This is a genomic window from Pseudomonas sp. (assembly GCF_048269965.1).
GTDB lineage: Bacteria > Pseudomonadota > Gammaproteobacteria > Pseudomonadales > Pseudomonadaceae > Aquipseudomonas.
Window position 1 is genome coordinate 343,117 of the sequence record NZ_JBLWTV010000001.1, and the last position, 17,370, is coordinate 360,486.

Consider the following 17,370-nt stretch of genomic DNA (forward strand, 5'->3'; position numbering starts at 1 on the left):
GACTTGCGACTCCAATTCTCGTCGTTGGGTCAGCTGGTCTGGCGTGCCTGCTTAAGGGGTTTTCCGATGGCGCTTGCGCTGATTGTCGCCTTGCCATTTCTTGGGTTGTTTCTGCCGGTGCTTGCCGATCGGCTCGGACGCTCGGCCTGTGCCGCGGCTGCGGCTATGGCGCCCATCGTGGCGCTGGTACTGCTGTTCAGCTACCAGCCTGCGGTGTTCGCAGGCGAGGTGTTGCGGGTCAAGCTGGAGTGGCTGCCGCACCTGGGGCTGAATCTCAGTCTGCGCCTCGATGGTCTGGGCTTTCTGTTCGCCCTGCTGATTCTCGGCATCGGCCTGTTGGTCATCCTCTACGCGCGCTATTACCTGGCCAAGACCGAGCCGATGGGGCGTTTCTTCGCCTTCCTGCTGCTGTTCATGGGCGCCATGCTCGGCGTGGTGCTGTCGGAAAACCTGCTGCTGATGCTGATGTTCTGGGAGCTGACCAGCCTGTCGTCGTTCCTGCTGATCGGCTTCTGGGGTTCGCGCTCCGATGCCCGCAAGGGCGCGCGCATGGCGCTGGCGATCACCGGTGGCGGTGGCCTGGCGCTGCTCGCCGGTATCCTGCTGATCGGCCACATCGCCGGTAGCTTCGAGCTGTCTCAGGTGCTGGCGGCCGGCTACGCGATCCGTGCGCACGAGCTGTATCCGCTGGCGCTGGTACTGGTGTTGCTGGGTGTATTCACCAAGTCGGCGCAATTCCCTTTCCATTTCTGGCTGCCGCATGCGATGGCGGCGCCGACACCGGTATCGGCCTATCTGCACTCGGCGACCATGGTCAAGGCCGGGGTCTTCCTGCTGGCGCGTCTGTACCCGGCACTGGCCGGTTCCGAGTGGTGGTTCTACATGGTCAGCCTGACCGGTCTGGCCACGTTGCTGGTGGGTGCCGGCATGGCGCTGTTCCAGCATGACCTCAAGGGCCTGCTGGCGTATTCGACCATCAGTCACCTGGGCCTGATCACCTTGCTGTTCGGCCTGGACACCCAGCTGGCGGCTGTCGCAGCGGTGTTCCACATCATCAACCATGCGACCTTCAAGGCTTCGCTGTTCATGGCCGCAGGCATCATCGACCACGAAACCGGTAGCCGCGACATGCGGCGAATAAACGGTTTGTGGAAGTACATGCCACATACGGCCGTGCTGGCGATGGTGGCGGCCTCGGCCATGGCCGGCGTGCCGTTGCTCAACGGCTTTTTGAGCAAGGAAATGTTCTTCACCGAAACCCTGCACCAGCACCTGCTGGGCGGTTTCAACTGGGTGATTCCGGCTGCTGCGACCCTGGCCGGCGTGTTCTCGGTGGCCTACTCGCTGCGCTTCATTCACGACGTGTTCTTCAACGGCGAGCCGATCGACCTGCCCAAATATCCGCCGCACGAGCCGCCGCGCTACATGAAGGTGCCGGTCGAGGTGCTGGTGTTCCTCTGCCTGCTGGTCGGCATCGTGCCTGCCTACACGGTAGCGCCGTTGCTGGCGGCCGCAGCGGCTTCGACGCTGGGTGGTCAGTTGCCCGAATACAGCCTGGCGGTCTGGCACGGCTTCAACCTGCCGCTCCTGATGAGTTTCGTCGCGCTGTTCGGCGGGATCATCGTCTACGCCTGTCGCAAGCCGCTGTTCCGCTGGTACGAAGGGTTGCCGACCCTGGATGCCAAGGACGTCTTCGACCAGGTGGTGCGCTACATGACGCGTACGTCCGTACGCTTCACCGCGTTTCTGGAGTGCGGTTCGCTGCAGCGCTACCTGGCCTGGATGCTTGGCAGTGCCCTGATCCTGGTAGTGGTCGCGCTGTCGCCGCTCGAGCAGTTGGCCGGTAGCGTGCCGATGACCCCCATCGATCCGCTGACCGTCACGGGTATGCTGATCCTGATGGTGACTGCGGTGCTCACCGTGTTTTTCCACCGTCGCCGCCTGGTGGCGCTGATGATTCTCAGCGCCGCTGGTCTGATGGTGGCGCTGGCCTTCGCCCGCTTCTCCGCCCCGGATCTGGCGCTGACCCAGCTGTCGGTGGAGGTGGTGACCATCATCCTGCTGATGCTCACCCTGTACTTCATGACCGACCGCACCCCGGCCGAGTCCAGCAGTTTGCGTGGCCTGCGCGATCTGGTCCTGGCGCTGGGCAGCGGCACCATGGTGGCGATGCTGACTTACGCCGTGCTGACCCGCCCTTACCAGAGCATTTCCTCGTTCTTCCTCGAGAACAGTGTCTCCGGGGGCGGCGGTACCAATGTGGTCAACGTGATTCTGGTGGACTTCCGTGGCTTCGATACCCTGGGCGAGATCACCGTGCTGGCGATTGCCGCCATCGGTATCTACGCGCTGCTGCATGGTCTGCACCTGCCGCATCCTGCCCATGACAAGAACGGTCGTCCGTGGTCGACCGATGCCCATCCGATGATCCTCGACAACCTGGCGCGTGCCATGCTGCCGATGGCACTGCTGATTTCGGCGTTCATCTTCCTGCGCGGGCACAACCTGCCGGGCGGCGGCTTCATCGCCGGCCTCATCACGGCGGTGGCGCTGATTCTGCAATATATCTCCCATGGTGTGACCTGGACCCAGGAGCGCCTGAAGTTCAGCTATCACGCCACCGCCGGTTGGGGCGTGCTGATCGCCGGGTTGACGGGGCTGGGCAGCTGGCTCTTCGGCTCGCCGTTCCTGACTTCGGCGTTCGGCCACTTCCATATTCCGCTGATTGGTGAAATCGAGTTGGCCACCGCGATCCTCTTCGATCTCGGGGTGTATCTGGCCGTTGTTGGCGCCACCCTGCTGATTCTTTCCAACATCGGCCATGTCAGTCAGGACGAGTCGTGCAAGGAGGTCATCTGATATGGAGGCTGTATTCGCAATCACCCTCGGGGTGCTGACTGCCAGCGGCGTCTACCTGCTGCTGCGTGCGCGCATCTTTCCGGTGGTGATGGGGCTGACCCTGATCTCCTATGCGGTCAATCTGTTCATCTTCGCCATGGGCCGGCTCGGCACGGGTGTACCGGCGGTGATCGGCAAGAGCGCCGAGTACGGTGACCCGCTGCCACAGGCACTGGTGTTGACCGCCATCGTCATCGGTTTCGCCATGACCGCGTTCGTCGTGGTGCTGGCCCTGCGTGGCATGGGTGAACTGAAAACCGATCACGTCGATGGCGAGGAGCCGCGCGCATGAGTCACGCCATCATCCTCCCCATTCTGCTGCCGCTGTTCTTCGGCGCGCTGTTGCTGGTCGGCCACGGCTGGTCGCGTGACGTGAAGCGGGGTATTTCCCTGGTTGGCTGCCTGGCGTTGCTGCCGATTTGCCTGTATCTGGTGTGGCTGGCCGGAGCGGGGCAGTTGCAGGTTTATGCGCTGGGCAACTGGGCTGCGCCATTCGGCATCATGCTGCTGCTCGACCGCTTCAACGCGGCACTGTTGCTGCTCACCTCGCTGCTCGCCTGCTTCGCCCTGCTTTATGCCTGTCGCGGTGACGATGAGCGCGGGCCGAACTTCCATGCGTTGTTCCAGTTTCAGTTGCTGGGCATCAACGGCGCGTTCCTGACCGCCGACCTGTTCAACCTGTTCGTGTTCTTCGAGGTCCTGCTGATCTCCTCTTATGCATTGCTGCTGCATGGCAACCGCGCCAATCAGGTCAGGGCCGGTGTGCATTACGTGGTGCTCAACCTGCTGGGCTCGTCATTCTTCCTGATTGGCGTGAGTCTGCTGTATGGCCTGACCGGCACTCTGAACATGCCGGACCTGGCTGTGCGCGTGGCCAGCGCCGACGTTGCTGACGCACCGCTGATCAAGGCGGCCGCCTACCTGCTGCTGATCGTCTTCGGCCTCAAGGCTGCCGTGCTACCGCTGTGCTTCTGGTTGCCGCGCGCCTATGCCGCAGCGCCCGCTTCGGTGGCGGCGTTGTTCGCGATCATGACCAAGGTGGGCTTCTACGCCATCGTCCGTGTGTTCACCCTGGTGTTCGGCGAAGAGGCCGGGCCACTGGCCAATCTCGGCCATGAACTGCTCTGGTGGCTGGCACTGCCGACCATTGCCTTCGGTGTGATTGGCGCCTTGGGTGCGCGGCAGTTGCAGGCGCTGCTGGCCTATCTGGTGCTGGTCTCGGTGGGCACGCTGATGGCCGGCTTCGCCATCGGTAACGTGGCGGCGCTGAGTGCTGCGCTTTATTACATGGTGCACAGCACGTTGATCAGCGCCGCATTGTTCCTGTTGGCGGGGCTGGTGGTCGCCCAGCGTGACAGCGCCGGTGGCGATCTGCAGCAGGAGCGTGTGCTGCGTCAGCCGCTGGTGCTGGGTTGCATGTTCTTCTTCGCCTCCATTTCCGTGGCCGGGTTGCCGCCGTTCTCTGGTTTCCTCGGCAAGATGTTGCTGCTGCGGGCGGCGGAGCCGGGGTGGCAGGCCTGGAGCCTGTGGCCGGTGGTGCTGATCGGCGGTCTGCTGACCCTGGTGGCGTTGAGCCGCGCCGGTACCAGTCTGTTCTGGCTCGGTCAGCAGGCGGACGCAGCCCCTTCGACCGCTGCTCCGGCTGACCGCGTCAGCCTCCTGGCTGCGCTAGGCCTGTTGCTGGCCAGCCCGCTGCTGTTGATCGGCGCTGCCCCGATACTGGCCTACCTGGAGGCTGCAGCGGCGCAGTTGCTCGATCTGCAACCCTATCTGTCGATCATCGCTGGAGGTGCGGCATGAGGCGTTTCTTTCCCCACCCGCGGATGATGCTGGTACTGACGGTGCTCTGGCTGCTCTTGGTCAACACCTTCAATCTGGGCCATCTCCTGCTCGGGCTGTTTCTGGGGTGGTCGATCGTGCACCTGTGTGGCGATTTCCTGCTGAGCGTGCCGAAGGTGCGCAAGCCCTTGGGGCTGCTGCTGTTCATCGGCAAGGTGTTCTACGACATCGTGGTGGCCAATCTGCAGGTGGTGAAGCTGGTGTTGGGGCCGAAATCGCGCCTCGAGCCGGCATTCGTCGAGGTGCCGGTCGAGATCGAGGATGAGTTCGTGCTGTCGACGCTGGCCTGCATCATCTCGCTGACCCCCGGCACGGTTTCTGCTGGCCTCAGCTCAGACCACAAGACACTGCTGCTGCACGGGCTCAACGTGCCGGATCGCGACGAACTGATCGCGGCGGTCAAGAGCCGTTACGAAACGCCGCTGCTGGAGATATTCGAATGCTCGAGAACGTAGTCTTTCTGTGCATGGGCATCCTCACGCTGGCCATGCTGCTCAATGTTGCGCGTCTGGTCGAAGGGCCGAGCGTGGTCGACCGTGTCCTGGCCCTGGATACCCTGTACATCAACGCGTTGGCGCTGATCGTGCTGTTCGGCATCTGGCTGGCATCGGATCTGTTCTTCGAGGCTGCACTGCTGATCGCGGTGATGGGCTTCGTCGGTACGGTTGCAGTGGGTAAGCACCTGCTGCACGGCGACATCATCGATTAAGGGGGGAATGACCATGCCGTTCTGGCTGGAGTTGTTGATTTGTGCCTGCCTGATCCTGGGCAGTCTGTTCGCCCTGGTGGGTGCCATCGGTCTGTATCGGCTGCCGGACTTCTTCACCCGCCTGCACGGGCCGACCAAGGCCACGACGCTGGGCGTCGGCGCTACGCTGATCGCTTCGATGCTGTTCTTCGCGCACCACACCGGCAACCTCAGCCTGCACGAACTGCTGATCACTCTGTTCCTGTTCCTGACTGCGCCGGTCAGTGCGCATATCCTGTCCAAGGCCGCGATGCAGCAGAAGGTGGAGCTTTTCGAGCAGACGCGTGGCCAGCCTTGGGACGATGATCACTGATCCACTGTCAGGCATTTCTTGCCTCTGGCTGTCACTGTCGTCAGGCAATTACCCGCTCTAGACTGCGCTCTTGAATCAAACGAGGTATTGCCTCAGGGGAGTCAGGAGATGAGCGAGCGGGTCATTCGTCAGGCCTGTGTCGAGGATATCGAGGCGCTCTGCGCGCTGATTCTCGAGCATGGACCCAACCCCTGGAACCATTTGCCCGAAGTCGAGGTTCGCCAGCACCTGCAGGGTATTGCAGCCAGCACGACGCTGGCCGTGCTGGCCGAGCAGCAGGGGCAACTGCTGGGGTTCGTCAGTTATCGCCTGACCCAGGATTTCGCTGCTCATCAACCTGCCGCGCGTGCCGGGCAGGTGCATGGCTATATCTGCGAAGCGGTAGTGCATCACGACTGCGTCGGCCGAGGTTTGGGTGCGCGGCTTCTTCATGAGGCCGTCACCGAGCTGTGGCGGCTGGGTGTGTGCGACGTCTATATCGATCGCCACGAAGAGAACGCGGCGTCGGCGGGGATGATGCGCAAGGCCGGCTTCACCGAGCTGTTGACCTACGTCGACCCGGTGCGTCGACCGAATGGTTCGCGGCGTTCGACCCTGTGCTGCCAGCGGGTCAGGCAATGATTCGGCGACTGCTCGCGATGGCTGTGCTGGCCGCCGCACAGATGCTGCTGGCGTTGCTGCTTTACCGCAGCGCCATCGAGGCCTATCGGCAGGTGTTCGGCGGGATTCGCCGCGATATCAGTTATGGCCTGCAACTACAGCACTCGTTGTACCTCTTCGGCGCTCTGGCAGTGTGCAATGCTGTCTGGTTGCTGAGTTGCCGTAGCCGGCGCAGCGGTCTGATCGGTTCTGGCGTCTGCCTGCTGCTCTGGGCGACATTCTGGGCCAATGCCTTCGCTAGCATGCCGTACCGCAGCCTGCTGGTGGTTGGAGTGGGCACTTTGGCGCTGGCCATGCCACTGCCCCTGCTGATGCGTTTCAGTACAGTTGGGTGGGTTAGGCGCTTGTCGAATAGGTGAATGAGTCCGTACGTCAAGGTGCGCCGTAACCCACCCGGCAGGGGTGGGTGATCCGAAGAGGGTTTAGCGATTCAACCCGAGCATGTCCTTGGCCACCGCCTCGGCCACGCGAATGCCGTCGACGCCAGCAGAGAGAATGCCGCCGGCGTAACCCGCGCCTTCGCCTGCCGGGTACAGGCCCTTGAGATTCAGGCTCTGCAGGTTTTCGTCACGGGTGATGCGCACCGGCGAAGAGGTGCGCGTCTCGATACCGGTGAGTACCGCATCGGCCAGGTCGAAGCCCTTGATCTGCTTGCCGAAGGCCGGCAATGCCTCGCGGATGGCTTCGATGGCGAAGTGCGGCAGCGACGGCGCCAGGTCGCCCAGTTTCACCCCGGGCTTGTAGGAGGGCTGCACTTCGCCCAGCGCAGTGGACGGCGTGCCCTTGATGAAGTCGCCGACCAGTTGCCCCGGCGCTTCGTAGTTGCGCCCGCCGAGCACGTAGGCGTGGGATTCCAGCTGCTCCTGCAGCTCCACGCCGGCCAGCGGGCCATCCGGATAGTCCTGCTCGGGAGTGATGCCGACGACGATGCCGGCGTTGGCATTGCGCTCGTTGCGCGAGTACTGGCTCATGCCGTTGGTGACCACGCGCTCCGGCTCGGAGGTGGCAGCGACCACGGTGCCGCCCGGGCACATGCAGAAGCTGTAGACCGAGCGACCATTGCTGGCGTGGTGCACCAGCTTGTAGTCGGCGGCGCCGAGTTTCGGGTGACCGGCGTACTTGCCCAGGCGTGCGCGGTCGATCAGCGACTGCGGGTGCTCGATACGGAAACCGACCGAGAAGGGCTTGGCCTCCAGGTACACGCCACGGGCATGCAGCATGCGGAAGGTGTCGCGCGAGCTGTGGCCCAGGGCCAGTACCACATGGCGGCTGATGATCTGCTCACCACTTTCCAGCACCACACCGGTGAGCTGGTCGTCTTCGATCAGCAGATCGCTGACGCGCTGCTGGAAGCGCACTTCGCCGCCGAGGGCCTTGATTTCCTCGCGCATGGTGGCGACCACGCCGGTCAGGCGGAAGGTGCCGATATGCGGCTTGCTGACGTAGAGAATCTCGTCCGGCGCGCCGGCCTTGACGAACTCCTGCAGCACCTTGCGTCCGTGGTGATTCGGGTCCTTGATCTGGCTGTACAGCTTGCCGTCGGAGAAGGTGCCGGCGCCGCCTTCGCCGAATTGCACGTTGGAGGTCGGGTCGAGCACGTTCTTGCGCCACAGGCCCCAGGTGTCCTTGGTGCGCTGGCGCACTTCCTTGCCGCGTTCCAGGACGATGGGGCGCAAGCCGGCCTGGGCCAGGATCAGCGCCGCGAAGATGCCACAGGGGCCGAAACCGACGACGATGGGGCGTTCTTCCAGCGGCGTTTCTGCCTTGCCGACCGGCTTGTAGGTGATGTCCGGTGCCGGGCCGACATGCTTGTCATCGCTCAGGCGAGCGAGCAGGGCGGCTTCGTCTTTCACTTCGCAGTCGAGGGTGTAGATGAAGGGCATGTCGCCGAACTTCTTGCGCGCATCGTAGCTGCGCTTGAACAGGCTGAAGGCCAGCAGGTCGGCGTCGTCGATGCCCAGGCGCTGAACGATGGCCGGGCGCAGGGCCTCATCGGCATGGTCGAGGGGTAGTTTCAGTTCGGTCAGGCGAAGCATGGGCGGTGTCCTGGTTGGCCGGTGGTGATCCGGCAAGGTGAAGAAGGTCGGCGATTGTACGGGATTCGCGGTTCGGGTGGAGAGGACGGCATTCTCGAACTACTGACGGCTTTGCTCCGTTGAGCGTAGGTGAACGATGTCTCGAACGCTGCGCGAGTAAGTGCTTAGCCGTGCTGACGTTCGATTGCGCGACCCCGAATGAACATCAGGGCAGCGCCCGCGAAGGCTGCTGTCGCGGCATAGACGATCACGGCTTGCGAGTCGAGGCTGTCGATGATCAGCCCGCCTAGAACCGCACCTGCGGCAATGGCGACCTGGAAGGTCGATGACAGCAGGGCGCCAGCGCTTTCCGCGTGATCGGCGGCGGCGCGCGCGTTCCAGATCGAGATCGATACCGGGAAGGCGCCGAACGCGAAGCCCCACAGCGCAATCGCGACGAAGGCAACGTCAGCCTGTGTGCCGAACAGGATCAGCGTGAGTGCAACGGCAGCGATCAGGAACGAGCAACTGCTGACTGCCCAGGCCGGACTGCGCGCGGCGACGGCGCCGCCGGCAAGGTTGCCGAAAAAGCCGCTGACACCGAAGGCCAGCAAGGCAAGCGAGACGGTCGCGACATCCAGGCGGGGGACCTCCTCGAGGAAGGGACGAATGAAGGTCAGAGCGGCGAAGTGCCCGGAAATGACCAGAAGCCCAGTGCAGATGCCGACGACGACCGCACGCCGCGTCAGCGCTGCCTTGAAGGAGGCCAGGCCTGGTGCTGCTGTGGCCGGCAGTTTGGGCAGGGTCAGCATCTGAATCACCAGCGTCACCACGCCAATACCGGACGCGGCCAGGAAGGTTGCCTGCCACCCCCACAGTTCTCCCAGGTAGGCACCCAGCGGGGCAGCGAAGATGGTTGCGAGCGAAATGCCCATCATGATGATCGAAATGGCACGCGGCACCTTGTCCGGAGGCACCAGGCGCAGGGCGAGCGCTGCCATCATGGCCCAGAAGCTGCCGAGGGCGAAGCCCAGCAGTCCACGCGCGATCAGCAGCACCGTGATGTTTGAGGCATAGGCCGAAAGGATGCAGGAGAACACCAGCATGCCCATCAACCCCCAGACGATCTTTTGTCGATCCAGACGGCCCGAGAACAGCACCACCAGTGGTCCGGCGAATGCGGCGACCACGGCGGTAGCGGTGATGGCCTGGCCCACCGCGCCGTTGGATACGCCCAAGTCGGCGGCCATCGGCGTCAGCAGGCTGATCGGCAGGAACTCCGCCGTGACCAGGCCGAAGGCGCCCAGGGCAAGAGAGATGACGGCCCACCACGCAGCAGATATGGATCTGGTATCAGCAGTAGATGAATCGGTATGGGGCATGATGGAATCCTTCATTTTTGTCTTCCGGTAGCTCAGCCGAACCGCACCAGTTCGAGCGAGGGCAACGGCCCACCGGGGAATTGCGTCAGGCGCCCACCTTCGGCCAGCTCGCCAAGGTCGATAGCGGCGAAGCCCAGCTCATCGATCAGTGCGCTGACCTGGTTTTTCGCGCGATTGTCGTCACCCGCCAGGAACAGCACACGCCGGCCGCCGCGCTCGGCGGGATCGGCGATGAGCAGTCTGGGGTTCAGGTGATTGAACGCCTTCACTACATGGGCGCCCGGCACCAGGTCGGCAAACACTTCGCTTGAGGTGCGGCCATGCAGATCGATAGGGTTGAACAGTGGCGCTTCGATCGGGTTATTGCTGTCGATGACGATTCGCCCGGCGAAGTCCGCGAGCCCGGACAGCGCGGCTGGCAGCTTCGACCAGTTCACCGCGACCAACACGATGGGCTGCGCTGCCGCCTGTTCACGGGTGCCGGCACGGATGCTCGGGCCGATGGATTGTACAAGGGCTTGCAGGCTCTCTGGCCCTCGGCTGTTGGAGAGAATTGCCGGAATGTTCCGACGCGCCAGGGCGCGTGCGAAGGCCGCGCCGATATGGCCGGCGCCGATGATGCCGATGGAGGGCAATTTGCTCATGCTGGGACTCCTTGAGGCCAGAAGTGTCGGAAAACTGTGGGGCAGGCTGACTGGCCTGCCCCGGCAGACTCAAGAGGTCAATCCGCCGTCAGCGAGGATGTCCGCACCTGTGATGAACGAGGCTTGCGGGCTGGCGATGAATGCCACGAGGCTGGCAATTTCGTGTGGCTCTCCATAGCGACCCACTGCCATGCGGGGGGTCAGGAGCTGGGCAACCTCGCTATCGGCCGGGTTCATGTCGGTGTTCACCGGGCCTGGGTGGATGCTGTTGACCGTGATCCCGCGTGGCCCCAGATCATGCGCCAGGCTGCGGTTGAAACCGGCGACGGCGCCTTTGGTCAGGCTGTATGCGGCAAGTCCGGGCACACCTGCGTACTTGGTGACCGAGCTGGCTATGTGGATGACGCGACCGCCTGCCTGCATGTGCCTTACCGCTTCCTGGGTGGCGACGAATACACCGGTCACGTTGACCGCGAGCATCTTCTGGTAATCCTCGAAGCTGGTTTCTTCGAACTGGCTGAACACGCCGATACCGGCGTTATTCACCAGAATGTCCAGGCCGCCGAACGCTTCCACCGTCGTCGCGACGGCGGCGCGCACGGCCTCGGGGTCGGCTGCGTTGGCCTGGATCGCCAGCGCTCGACCGCCTGCCGATTCGATCTCGACGGCGACCTCTTCAGCCAGCTTGGGCGAGCCATTGTAGGTGAAGGCAACCTGGGCGCCGTCGGCGGCCAGGCGTTTGGCGATAGCTGCGCCGATAGAGCGAGAGCCGCCTGTGACGAGAGCCGTCTTGCCGGCCAGGGGAAGGGGTTGGGAAGAGGTTAGGTTGCTCATGATTCACTCCGGTTGATTGCCGAGACATTCGGTGGAGTGACTATCGCGTTTTCATTGGCCGTTTATTAGTAGCTAATAATTTGGTTTATCTTCAAGTATCTGTTTAAGATCGGCCTATGGAAACATTGGCCAACCTGGAATCATTCGTGCGCAGTGCCGAGAGTGGCAGCTTCTCGGCGGCCGCGCGCCGGCTTGCGCTCACGCCGGCTGCGGTGAGCCGCAACGTCGCCATGCTGGAGCGTAACCTGGGTGTACGGCTGTTCCAGCGCTCGACACGCAAGTTGACGCTGACCGAGGCGGGCGAGGCTTTCCTGGCCGCGGTTGGCGGCAATCTGGAGTCCCTGCAGAACGCCATTGCAGCGGTATCAGCCGATGATGGCCAGCCGGCTGGTGTGCTCAAGATCAGCGTGGCGCCATCCTTCGGGATCGGTTACCTGCTGCCGTTGTTACCCGAGTTCCTGCAGCGCTATCCTCGCGTCCGCCCTGAATGGCATTTCGAGAACCGTACGGTCGACCTGATCGCCGAAGGCTATGATGCCGCCATCGGTGGCGGTTTCGAGCTGGCAAGCGGTGTGGTCGCCCGCACACTGGCGCCGCTGCACGTCGTTGCCTTTGCCTCTCCCGCTTATCTGGCTCGGCACACTTTGCCGGCCGATCCATCAGGTCTGATCGAGCTGGATTGCATCGTCATGCGTTCGCTGTCGTCGGGTCGTATCCGTACCTGGAACATGCGCAATGCGCAGGGCGATGAAGTGATCGCGACGATGCGCGAGACCGTAGTGGTCAACGATCCAACTGCCGTGCGAGAGGCTGCGCGGTTGGGCCTGGGGGTGGCGATGCTTGCCGTACCCGATGTACTGTCCGAGCTGGAGTCGGGTGAGCTGGTACGGGTGCTGCCGCGCTGGTGGGCGGATGCCGGCGCGTTGTCGCTGTATTACCCCAGTCGCCAGTTGTTGCCGGGCAAGACGCGCAGCTTCATCGACTTCGTGGTCGAGGCTTTCCAGCGTGAAGACTATGCACGGCGTTTTGCCGGGAGTTTGGGCTAGCGCCCCGTTGAGCGATCAATGCCGGTGACACCTGGCGGGGCCACCGGCATTGGCGCGGCTCAGTTGCGCATGGCGCCATAGTGCGCGCAGCCACGCAGCACCTGGCCATCGAGGCGCAGTTCGGCGCTGAGGTGGTTGACCGCGCCGCTCATGCCGTCGACGCAGCGCTGTGGGGCCACCCACAGATCCAGACGCTGGCCGTTGGCTTCACTGCTGAAGTTCAGGCGGCCATCCGGCAACTGTTCTTCCAGGTAAGGCAGGGCCAGCGGCTCCTGCCCGGGGCGGTTGAGCACCAGGCCCTTGCTGCCGACTTCCAGTTGCCAGAACGGCTCGTTGCCGCTGGCGCGCAGGGTCAGGCGTTTGAAGTTGAGGTCGTCGCAGCCATGCCCTTCGCCCTGCAGGCGATAGATCTTGCTGACCTCGAAGCGGCCATCGCTGCCTTTGCCCTGGCTGCCGCCCAGGCGTCCAGCCAGATCGGCGAACAGGTCGCTACCGAGTTGGCTGGCTTCGCGCTCGATACCGGTGTTATCGCCATCAACCAGCACGAAACGGCGCTGCTCCTGGCAGGGGCTGAAGACCAGCTGACCATTTTCAACCTGTACCTGCCCTTGCAGGCGGGTTGCCGGTGGCGGGCCTTCCGGCTTGCCGGTGTAGACCTGGCAGGCGGCCAGAAGTGGGAGCAGGGCGACGCTGGTAAGCAGGGAGCGGGTGATGGACATGAGTCTCTCCAGATACGAGCGGCCACCATAGCCACAGCGCGACCTTGGCTCAAGCCGTGAGCATGAAAGTCGCGCAGCGACGTCCTCCCTTTTGTCCTTCTCCCTCTGGGAGAAGGTGGCGCGAAGCGCCGGATGAGGGGACATGCCTCGCAGGCTTTCATTGTTCGGCTGCTGTTGCAGTATGCCCTGGCTTTGACTGAGCCACGCGAGTGCGGCCTAATGCGCCGGTCCAGAACTGACCGAGCACCTTCTGCAATGCCCAGCCCCGCCATGCGCCCCAGCACGCTTCATTTGCCCCAGGGCGACTGGGCGACGGTGCTTGATTGCCTGTGCGATCACTTTCCCGCCATCGACCGCGCCACCTGGTTGCAACGTATGGCGCGCGGTCGGGTGCTGGATGCGGCTGGCGCGCCCATCGACGCCACGCATCCCTATCGGGCCGGGCTCAAGGTGCGTTACTTCCGCGAAGTGCCGGACGAGACGCCAATTCCTTTCGTCGAACAGGTGCTGTGGCAGGACGAGCACCTGCTGGTCGCCGACAAGCCGCACTTTCTGCCGGTGATGCCGGCCGGCGAATACGTCGAGCAGACGCTGCTGGCGCGGTTGATCAAGCGCACCGGCAATCCCGATCTGGTGCCGATCCACCGCATAGATCGGCTGACTGCCGGCCTGGTGCTGTTCTCGGTCGATCCGGCCAGTCGCGGTCAGTACCAGGCGCTGTTTCGTCAGCGTGCGGTGGAGAAATACTACGAGGCCATCGCCCCGGCTTTGCCGCAGCTGCAGTTTCCCTACCTGCATCGTTCGCGGATGGTCGAGGGCGAGCCGTTCTTTCGCATGCAGGAAGTGGCGGGAGAGGCCAACAGCGAGACGCGTATCGAGGTGCTGGAGCGCCGGGACGCACTGTGGCGCTATGGTTTGTCGCCGGTGACGGGGCGCAAGCATCAGCTGCGCGTGCACCTGGCCGGGCTCGGTGCGCCCATCGTCGGCGACGATTTCTATCCCGAGCTGCACGAGAGTCGCAACCAGCCGGACGATTACGCCAGGCCGCTCAAGCTGCTGGCGCGCGGCCTGCGTTTCGTCGATCCGCTCAGCGGCCAGCTGCGCGAGTTCGAGAGTGGATTGCAGTTGCAGTGGTAGCGCTGGGCGCATGGCGCACCCTACGGAGCGGCATGGTCGTAGGGTGCGCCGTGCGCACCAGGGGTCATAAAAACGCCCGCACAAGGCGGGCTAAGCGTGGCGCTTGCACCAGAGCTTGAATAAGGGTTCGGCGAGGAACATCACCAGAAACAGCCGTAGCACCTGCAATGCGGTGACCAGCGCCACCGATAGCTGCAAGGCTTCGGCGGTCAGGCACAGCTCGGTAATGCCGCCTGGCATCATGCCCAGCATCAGCGACAGGTGGTCTTCGCCGGCCAGCCAGCCAAGGGCTTCGCCGAGCACGGCAGCGGCGAGCATCGCCAGCAGGGTGAAGGCCAGCACACGGGCGAGAAAACCCGGCGCGCTGCGGAAGAAGGCACGGTCGAAGTGACAGCCCAGGGCGCAACCAATCAGCCACTGGCCGAGCTGGCCGAGGCCTTGCGGCAGGCCCAGATGCAGATCGAAACTGGCGCTGGCAACGGCGCAGGCGGTCAGTGGGCCGAGCATCCAGGGGTTGGGTTGTTTCAGGCGGCCCCAGAAGATCGCCAGTACCGCGCCAGCCGCCAGCAGACCGATCAGCCAGGTCCAGTCCACCGGCGCGCGAGTCGGCGCGCTGACGGCGGGCAGGCCCCAGGTGAACAGGGCCGGAATCAGCAGCACCACCAGCAGCAGACGCAGGCTGTGCGCCGCCGCCACGCGCGCAGGCTGGGCATCGTGACGCAGGGCCAGGTTGACCATCTCGCTGGCGCCGCCAGGCATGCTGGCGAAGAAAGCGGTAGCGCGGTCGACGCCAGCGCGGCGCAGCATGGCGATGCCGATCAGGCTCAGAAGCAGCGTGCCGAAGGCGCCCATCACGATCACCGGCAAGTGGCTGAGCACCTGCTCCAGCACGTCGCTGGTGAAGTGCAGGCCGATGCCGCTGGCGACCAGCCATTGGCCGGCCTTGCGCCCGCCCGGCAGTTCACTGAAGGCGCGATTGGTCAGGCAGCGCACGACGATTACCGCCAGCAAGGATCCGACCATCCATGGCAAAGGCCAGCCGGCGAGGCTGGCCAGGTAACCGCCGACCGCTCCGGTCAGCGGTGTTACCCACAGGTCACGCGGCAGAGGCATCAGCCTGCGCCTTGATCTGCTTGCGTCGACGCATCCAGCGGATACCCGGCAGAGCCAGCATCAGTACGACAAGCGCCCACAGTACCAGGGTGATCGGGCTGCCCCAGAGGATGCTCAGCTCACCCGCGGAAATCGACAGGGCGCGACGCAGGTTGTCTTCCATCATCTCGCCCAGCACGAAGCCGAGGATCACCGCCGAGAGCGGGAAGTCCAGCTTGCGCAGGATATAGCCGAACACACCCAGGCCGATCATCAGCACCAGATCGAAGGTGGTGCTGTGCACGGCGTAGACCCCGACCATGCTGATCACGGTGATGGCGGGTACCAGCACCCAGTTCGGCACGCTGAGCATGCGCGAGAACAGGCCGACCAGCGGGATGTTCATCACCAGCAGGATGACGTTGCCGATGAACAGCGAGGCGATCAGGCCCCAGACCACGTCTGGCTGCTGTTCGAACAGCAACGGACCCGGGGTGATGTTGTACAGCGTCAGTGCGCCGATCATCACCGCAGTGGTGCCCGAACCGGGTACGCCGAGGGTCAGCATCGGGATCAGCGAGCCGCAGGCCGAAGCATTGTTGGCCGACTCGGGAGCGGCCAGACCGCGCAGGTCGCCCTCGCCGAATTTTCCGTTGTCACCGGCCAGGCGCTTCTCGGTCATGTAGGTCATGGCGCTGGCGATGGTCGCACCGGCACCAGGCAGTACGCCAATGACGAAACCGGCGACCGAGCTGCGAATCATGGTCCAGAAGGTGAAGCAGTATTCCTTGAAGTTGAACAGCACACGACCGCTGGCCTTCACCGCCTTCTGGCCATTGTGGGTGTTTTCCAGCATCAGCAGAATCTCGCTGACACTGAAGAAGCCGATCACCACGATGACGAATTGGATGCCGTCGGACAGACTGACGCTGTCGAAGGTGAAGCGGTAGACCCCTGTGGTGGAGTCGACCCCGACCGTGGCCAGGGCCAGGCCGATCAGCGCCGAGAGCAGGGTCTTGACCGGTTTGTCGCCGACCATGCCGCCGAGGCAGGCAATCGCGAAGATCATCAGCACGAAGTACTCGGCCGGACCGAAGGCGACCGCCCATTTCGCCAGGATCGGCGCGAACAGCACCACACCGCAGGTGGCGATCATGCTGCCGGTGAAGGAGCTGACTGCCGACAGCGACAAGGCGATACCCGCCTTGCCCTGACGAGCCAGCGGGTAGCCGTCGAGGGTGGTCATCACCGCGGCTGCGTCGCCGGGAACGTTGAGCAGGATGGCGGAAATGCGACCGCCGTACTCGCAGCCCAGGTACACGGCGGCGAGCAGAATCAGTGCGGTTTCCGGTGGCAGGCCAAGGGCGAAGGCCAGTGGCAGCAGCAGGGCGACGCCGTTGATCGGGCCCAGGCCTGGTAACAGGCCGACGATGGTGCCAACGAAGGCGCCGAACAGTGCAACCAGCAGGTTGGTCGGCCGGGTGGCGACGTCAAAGCCCTGCATCAGAAAATGTAAAGTTTCCATCTCAGCTCTCCACCAACGCTTCGAACACGCCCAGTGGCAGTGGAACGTCTAGCGCATAATCGAACAAGGCATACAGCAGCACGCCCATCAGGACGCCGCTGATCAGGCACGGCAGTACACGACCCGTGAACAGCAAGCCCAGGACGAAGGTGGCCAGTGCAGTGCTGAGGACGAAGCCCAGGGGCTCGAAGAGCAGGGCGTAGGCCAGCAGCGTGAGGATGCACAGGCCGCTGCGCAGCAGTGCCTGGCGGGTGAGTTTCTCGGTGTCCGCGCCTGGCTTGAACACCAACCAGGCAGCACCAGCGCCCATCAGAGCCAGCAGCAACAACGGATAGGCACGAGGACCAACCGGGTCATAGGCAAAGGGAGCCTGGAAGCCCCAGGCGATGACGGCGAGGCAGGCGCACAACAGCAGCCAGATCGCAGCGAACAGGCGAACGTACATAGCAATGGTCTCTTGCGGAGGGTCGTTGTCGAACGGCAGGCCGTTCCAATGCGGGTTCGGTGTCGGACGACGC

The 17,370-nt window shown here is 63.8% G+C and carries 18 protein-coding genes; 10 read left to right on the forward strand and 8 right to left on the reverse strand.

The window, feature by feature from the left end; genetic code table 11:
• Positions 1 to 66: 66 nt before the first annotated feature.
• The 8 genes from ACN0X6_RS01655 to ACN0X6_RS01690 all read left to right on the forward strand — a co-directional run bounded on the left by ACN0X6_RS01655 (position 67) and on the right by ACN0X6_RS01690 (position 6,817).
• Complete coding sequence (locus tag ACN0X6_RS01655) at positions 67 to 2,859, forward strand: monovalent cation/H+ antiporter subunit A (RefSeq protein ID WP_417701545.1); 2,793 nt, start codon at positions 67 to 69, stop codon at positions 2,857 to 2,859.
• Between the two features lies 1 nt (position 2,860).
• Positions 2,861 to 3,190, forward strand: coding sequence for a Na+/H+ antiporter subunit C (locus ACN0X6_RS01660; RefSeq protein WP_074860431.1), 330 nt, complete (start codon positions 2,861 to 2,863; stop codon positions 3,188 to 3,190).
• On the forward strand, positions 3,187 to 4,698 hold the full coding sequence (locus ACN0X6_RS01665; RefSeq protein WP_417701547.1) for a monovalent cation/H+ antiporter subunit D: 1,512 nt from the start codon (positions 3,187 to 3,189) through the stop codon (positions 4,696 to 4,698). The genes ACN0X6_RS01660 and ACN0X6_RS01665 overlap by 4 nt, the downstream gene beginning before the upstream one ends.
• Positions 4,695 to 5,192, forward strand: coding sequence for a Na+/H+ antiporter subunit E (locus ACN0X6_RS01670; protein ID WP_160020513.1), 498 nt, complete (start codon positions 4,695 to 4,697; stop codon positions 5,190 to 5,192). Before ACN0X6_RS01665 ends, ACN0X6_RS01670 begins: the two co-directional genes overlap by 4 nt.
• Positions 5,177 to 5,446: a K+/H+ antiporter subunit F gene (locus tag ACN0X6_RS01675; protein ID WP_013714638.1), complete on the forward strand. Its 270-nt coding sequence runs from the start codon at positions 5,177 to 5,179 to the stop codon at positions 5,444 to 5,446. Before ACN0X6_RS01670 ends, ACN0X6_RS01675 begins: the two co-directional genes overlap by 16 nt.
• 13 nt (positions 5,447 to 5,459) lie before the next feature.
• Complete coding sequence (locus ACN0X6_RS01680; protein WP_417701549.1) at positions 5,460 to 5,798, forward strand: Na+/H+ antiporter subunit G; 339 nt, start codon at positions 5,460 to 5,462, stop codon at positions 5,796 to 5,798.
• 108 nt (positions 5,799 to 5,906) lie between these two features.
• A complete protein-coding gene (locus ACN0X6_RS01685; protein WP_417701551.1) occupies positions 5,907 to 6,419 on the forward strand; it encodes a GNAT family N-acetyltransferase in 513 nt (170 codons plus the stop codon).
• On the forward strand, positions 6,416 to 6,817 hold the full coding sequence (locus ACN0X6_RS01690) for a hypothetical protein (protein WP_417701553.1): 402 nt from the start codon (positions 6,416 to 6,418) through the stop codon (positions 6,815 to 6,817). The genes ACN0X6_RS01685 and ACN0X6_RS01690 overlap by 4 nt, the downstream gene beginning before the upstream one ends.
• 63 nt (positions 6,818 to 6,880) lie before the next feature.
• Here ACN0X6_RS01690 and ACN0X6_RS01695 read toward each other — a convergent pair whose 3' ends face one another.
• From ACN0X6_RS01695 to ACN0X6_RS01710, 4 genes are all read right to left on the reverse strand, one after another.
• Positions 6,881 to 8,494, reverse strand: a complete 1,614-nt coding sequence (locus tag ACN0X6_RS01695) for an NAD(P)/FAD-dependent oxidoreductase (RefSeq protein ID WP_417701555.1) — start codon at positions 8,492 to 8,494, stop codon at positions 6,881 to 6,883.
• A 164-nt stretch (positions 8,495 to 8,658) separates the two neighbouring features.
• Positions 8,659 to 9,870: an MFS transporter gene (locus ACN0X6_RS01700; RefSeq protein WP_417701556.1), complete on the reverse strand. Its 1,212-nt coding sequence runs from the start codon at positions 9,868 to 9,870 to the stop codon at positions 8,659 to 8,661.
• A gap of 17 nt (positions 9,871 to 9,887) precedes the next feature.
• Positions 9,888 to 10,490, reverse strand: coding sequence for an NADPH-dependent F420 reductase (locus ACN0X6_RS01705; protein WP_417701733.1), 603 nt, complete (start codon positions 10,488 to 10,490; stop codon positions 9,888 to 9,890).
• Between the two features lie 78 nt (positions 10,491 to 10,568).
• Positions 10,569 to 11,333 carry a 3-oxoacyl-ACP reductase family protein gene (locus tag ACN0X6_RS01710; RefSeq protein ID WP_417701557.1) on the reverse strand — a complete coding sequence of 255 codons (765 nt, stop codon included), beginning with the start codon at positions 11,331 to 11,333 and terminating at the stop codon, positions 10,569 to 10,571.
• 116 nt (positions 11,334 to 11,449) lie between these two features.
• Between ACN0X6_RS01710 and ACN0X6_RS01715 the strand changes: the two genes are divergently transcribed.
• Entirely contained in the window at positions 11,450 to 12,379 is a 930-nt protein-coding gene (locus ACN0X6_RS01715; protein WP_417701559.1) for a LysR substrate-binding domain-containing protein, read from the forward strand.
• Between the two features lie 59 nt (positions 12,380 to 12,438).
• Here ACN0X6_RS01715 and ACN0X6_RS01720 read toward each other — a convergent pair whose 3' ends face one another.
• Positions 12,439 to 13,098: a COG3650 family protein gene (locus ACN0X6_RS01720; protein WP_417701560.1), complete on the reverse strand. Its 660-nt coding sequence runs from the start codon at positions 13,096 to 13,098 to the stop codon at positions 12,439 to 12,441.
• 255 nt (positions 13,099 to 13,353) lie between these two features.
• Here ACN0X6_RS01720 and ACN0X6_RS01725 point away from each other — a divergent pair, with 255 nt between their 5' ends.
• Positions 13,354 to 14,235: an RluA family pseudouridine synthase gene (locus ACN0X6_RS01725; protein WP_417701562.1), complete on the forward strand. Its 882-nt coding sequence runs from the start codon at positions 13,354 to 13,356 to the stop codon at positions 14,233 to 14,235.
• A 90-nt stretch (positions 14,236 to 14,325) separates the two neighbouring features.
• Here the strand turns inward: ACN0X6_RS01725 and ACN0X6_RS01730 are convergent, their stop codons facing one another.
• The 3 genes from ACN0X6_RS01730 to ACN0X6_RS01740 are packed head-to-tail and all read right to left on the reverse strand — an operon-like array spanning position 14,326 to position 17,297.
• Positions 14,326 to 15,348, reverse strand: coding sequence for an AbrB family transcriptional regulator (locus tag ACN0X6_RS01730; protein ID WP_417701563.1), 1,023 nt, complete (start codon positions 15,346 to 15,348; stop codon positions 14,326 to 14,328).
• Positions 15,332 to 16,852 carry a tripartite tricarboxylate transporter permease gene (locus ACN0X6_RS01735; RefSeq protein ID WP_417701564.1) on the reverse strand — a complete coding sequence of 507 codons (1,521 nt, stop codon included), beginning with the start codon at positions 16,850 to 16,852 and terminating at the stop codon, positions 15,332 to 15,334. The genes ACN0X6_RS01730 and ACN0X6_RS01735 overlap by 17 nt, the downstream gene beginning before the upstream one ends.
• 1 nt (position 16,853) lies before the next feature.
• Positions 16,854 to 17,297, reverse strand: a complete 444-nt coding sequence (locus tag ACN0X6_RS01740; protein WP_417701566.1) for a tripartite tricarboxylate transporter TctB family protein — start codon at positions 17,295 to 17,297, stop codon at positions 16,854 to 16,856.
• Positions 17,298 to 17,370: the final 73 nt, after the last annotated feature.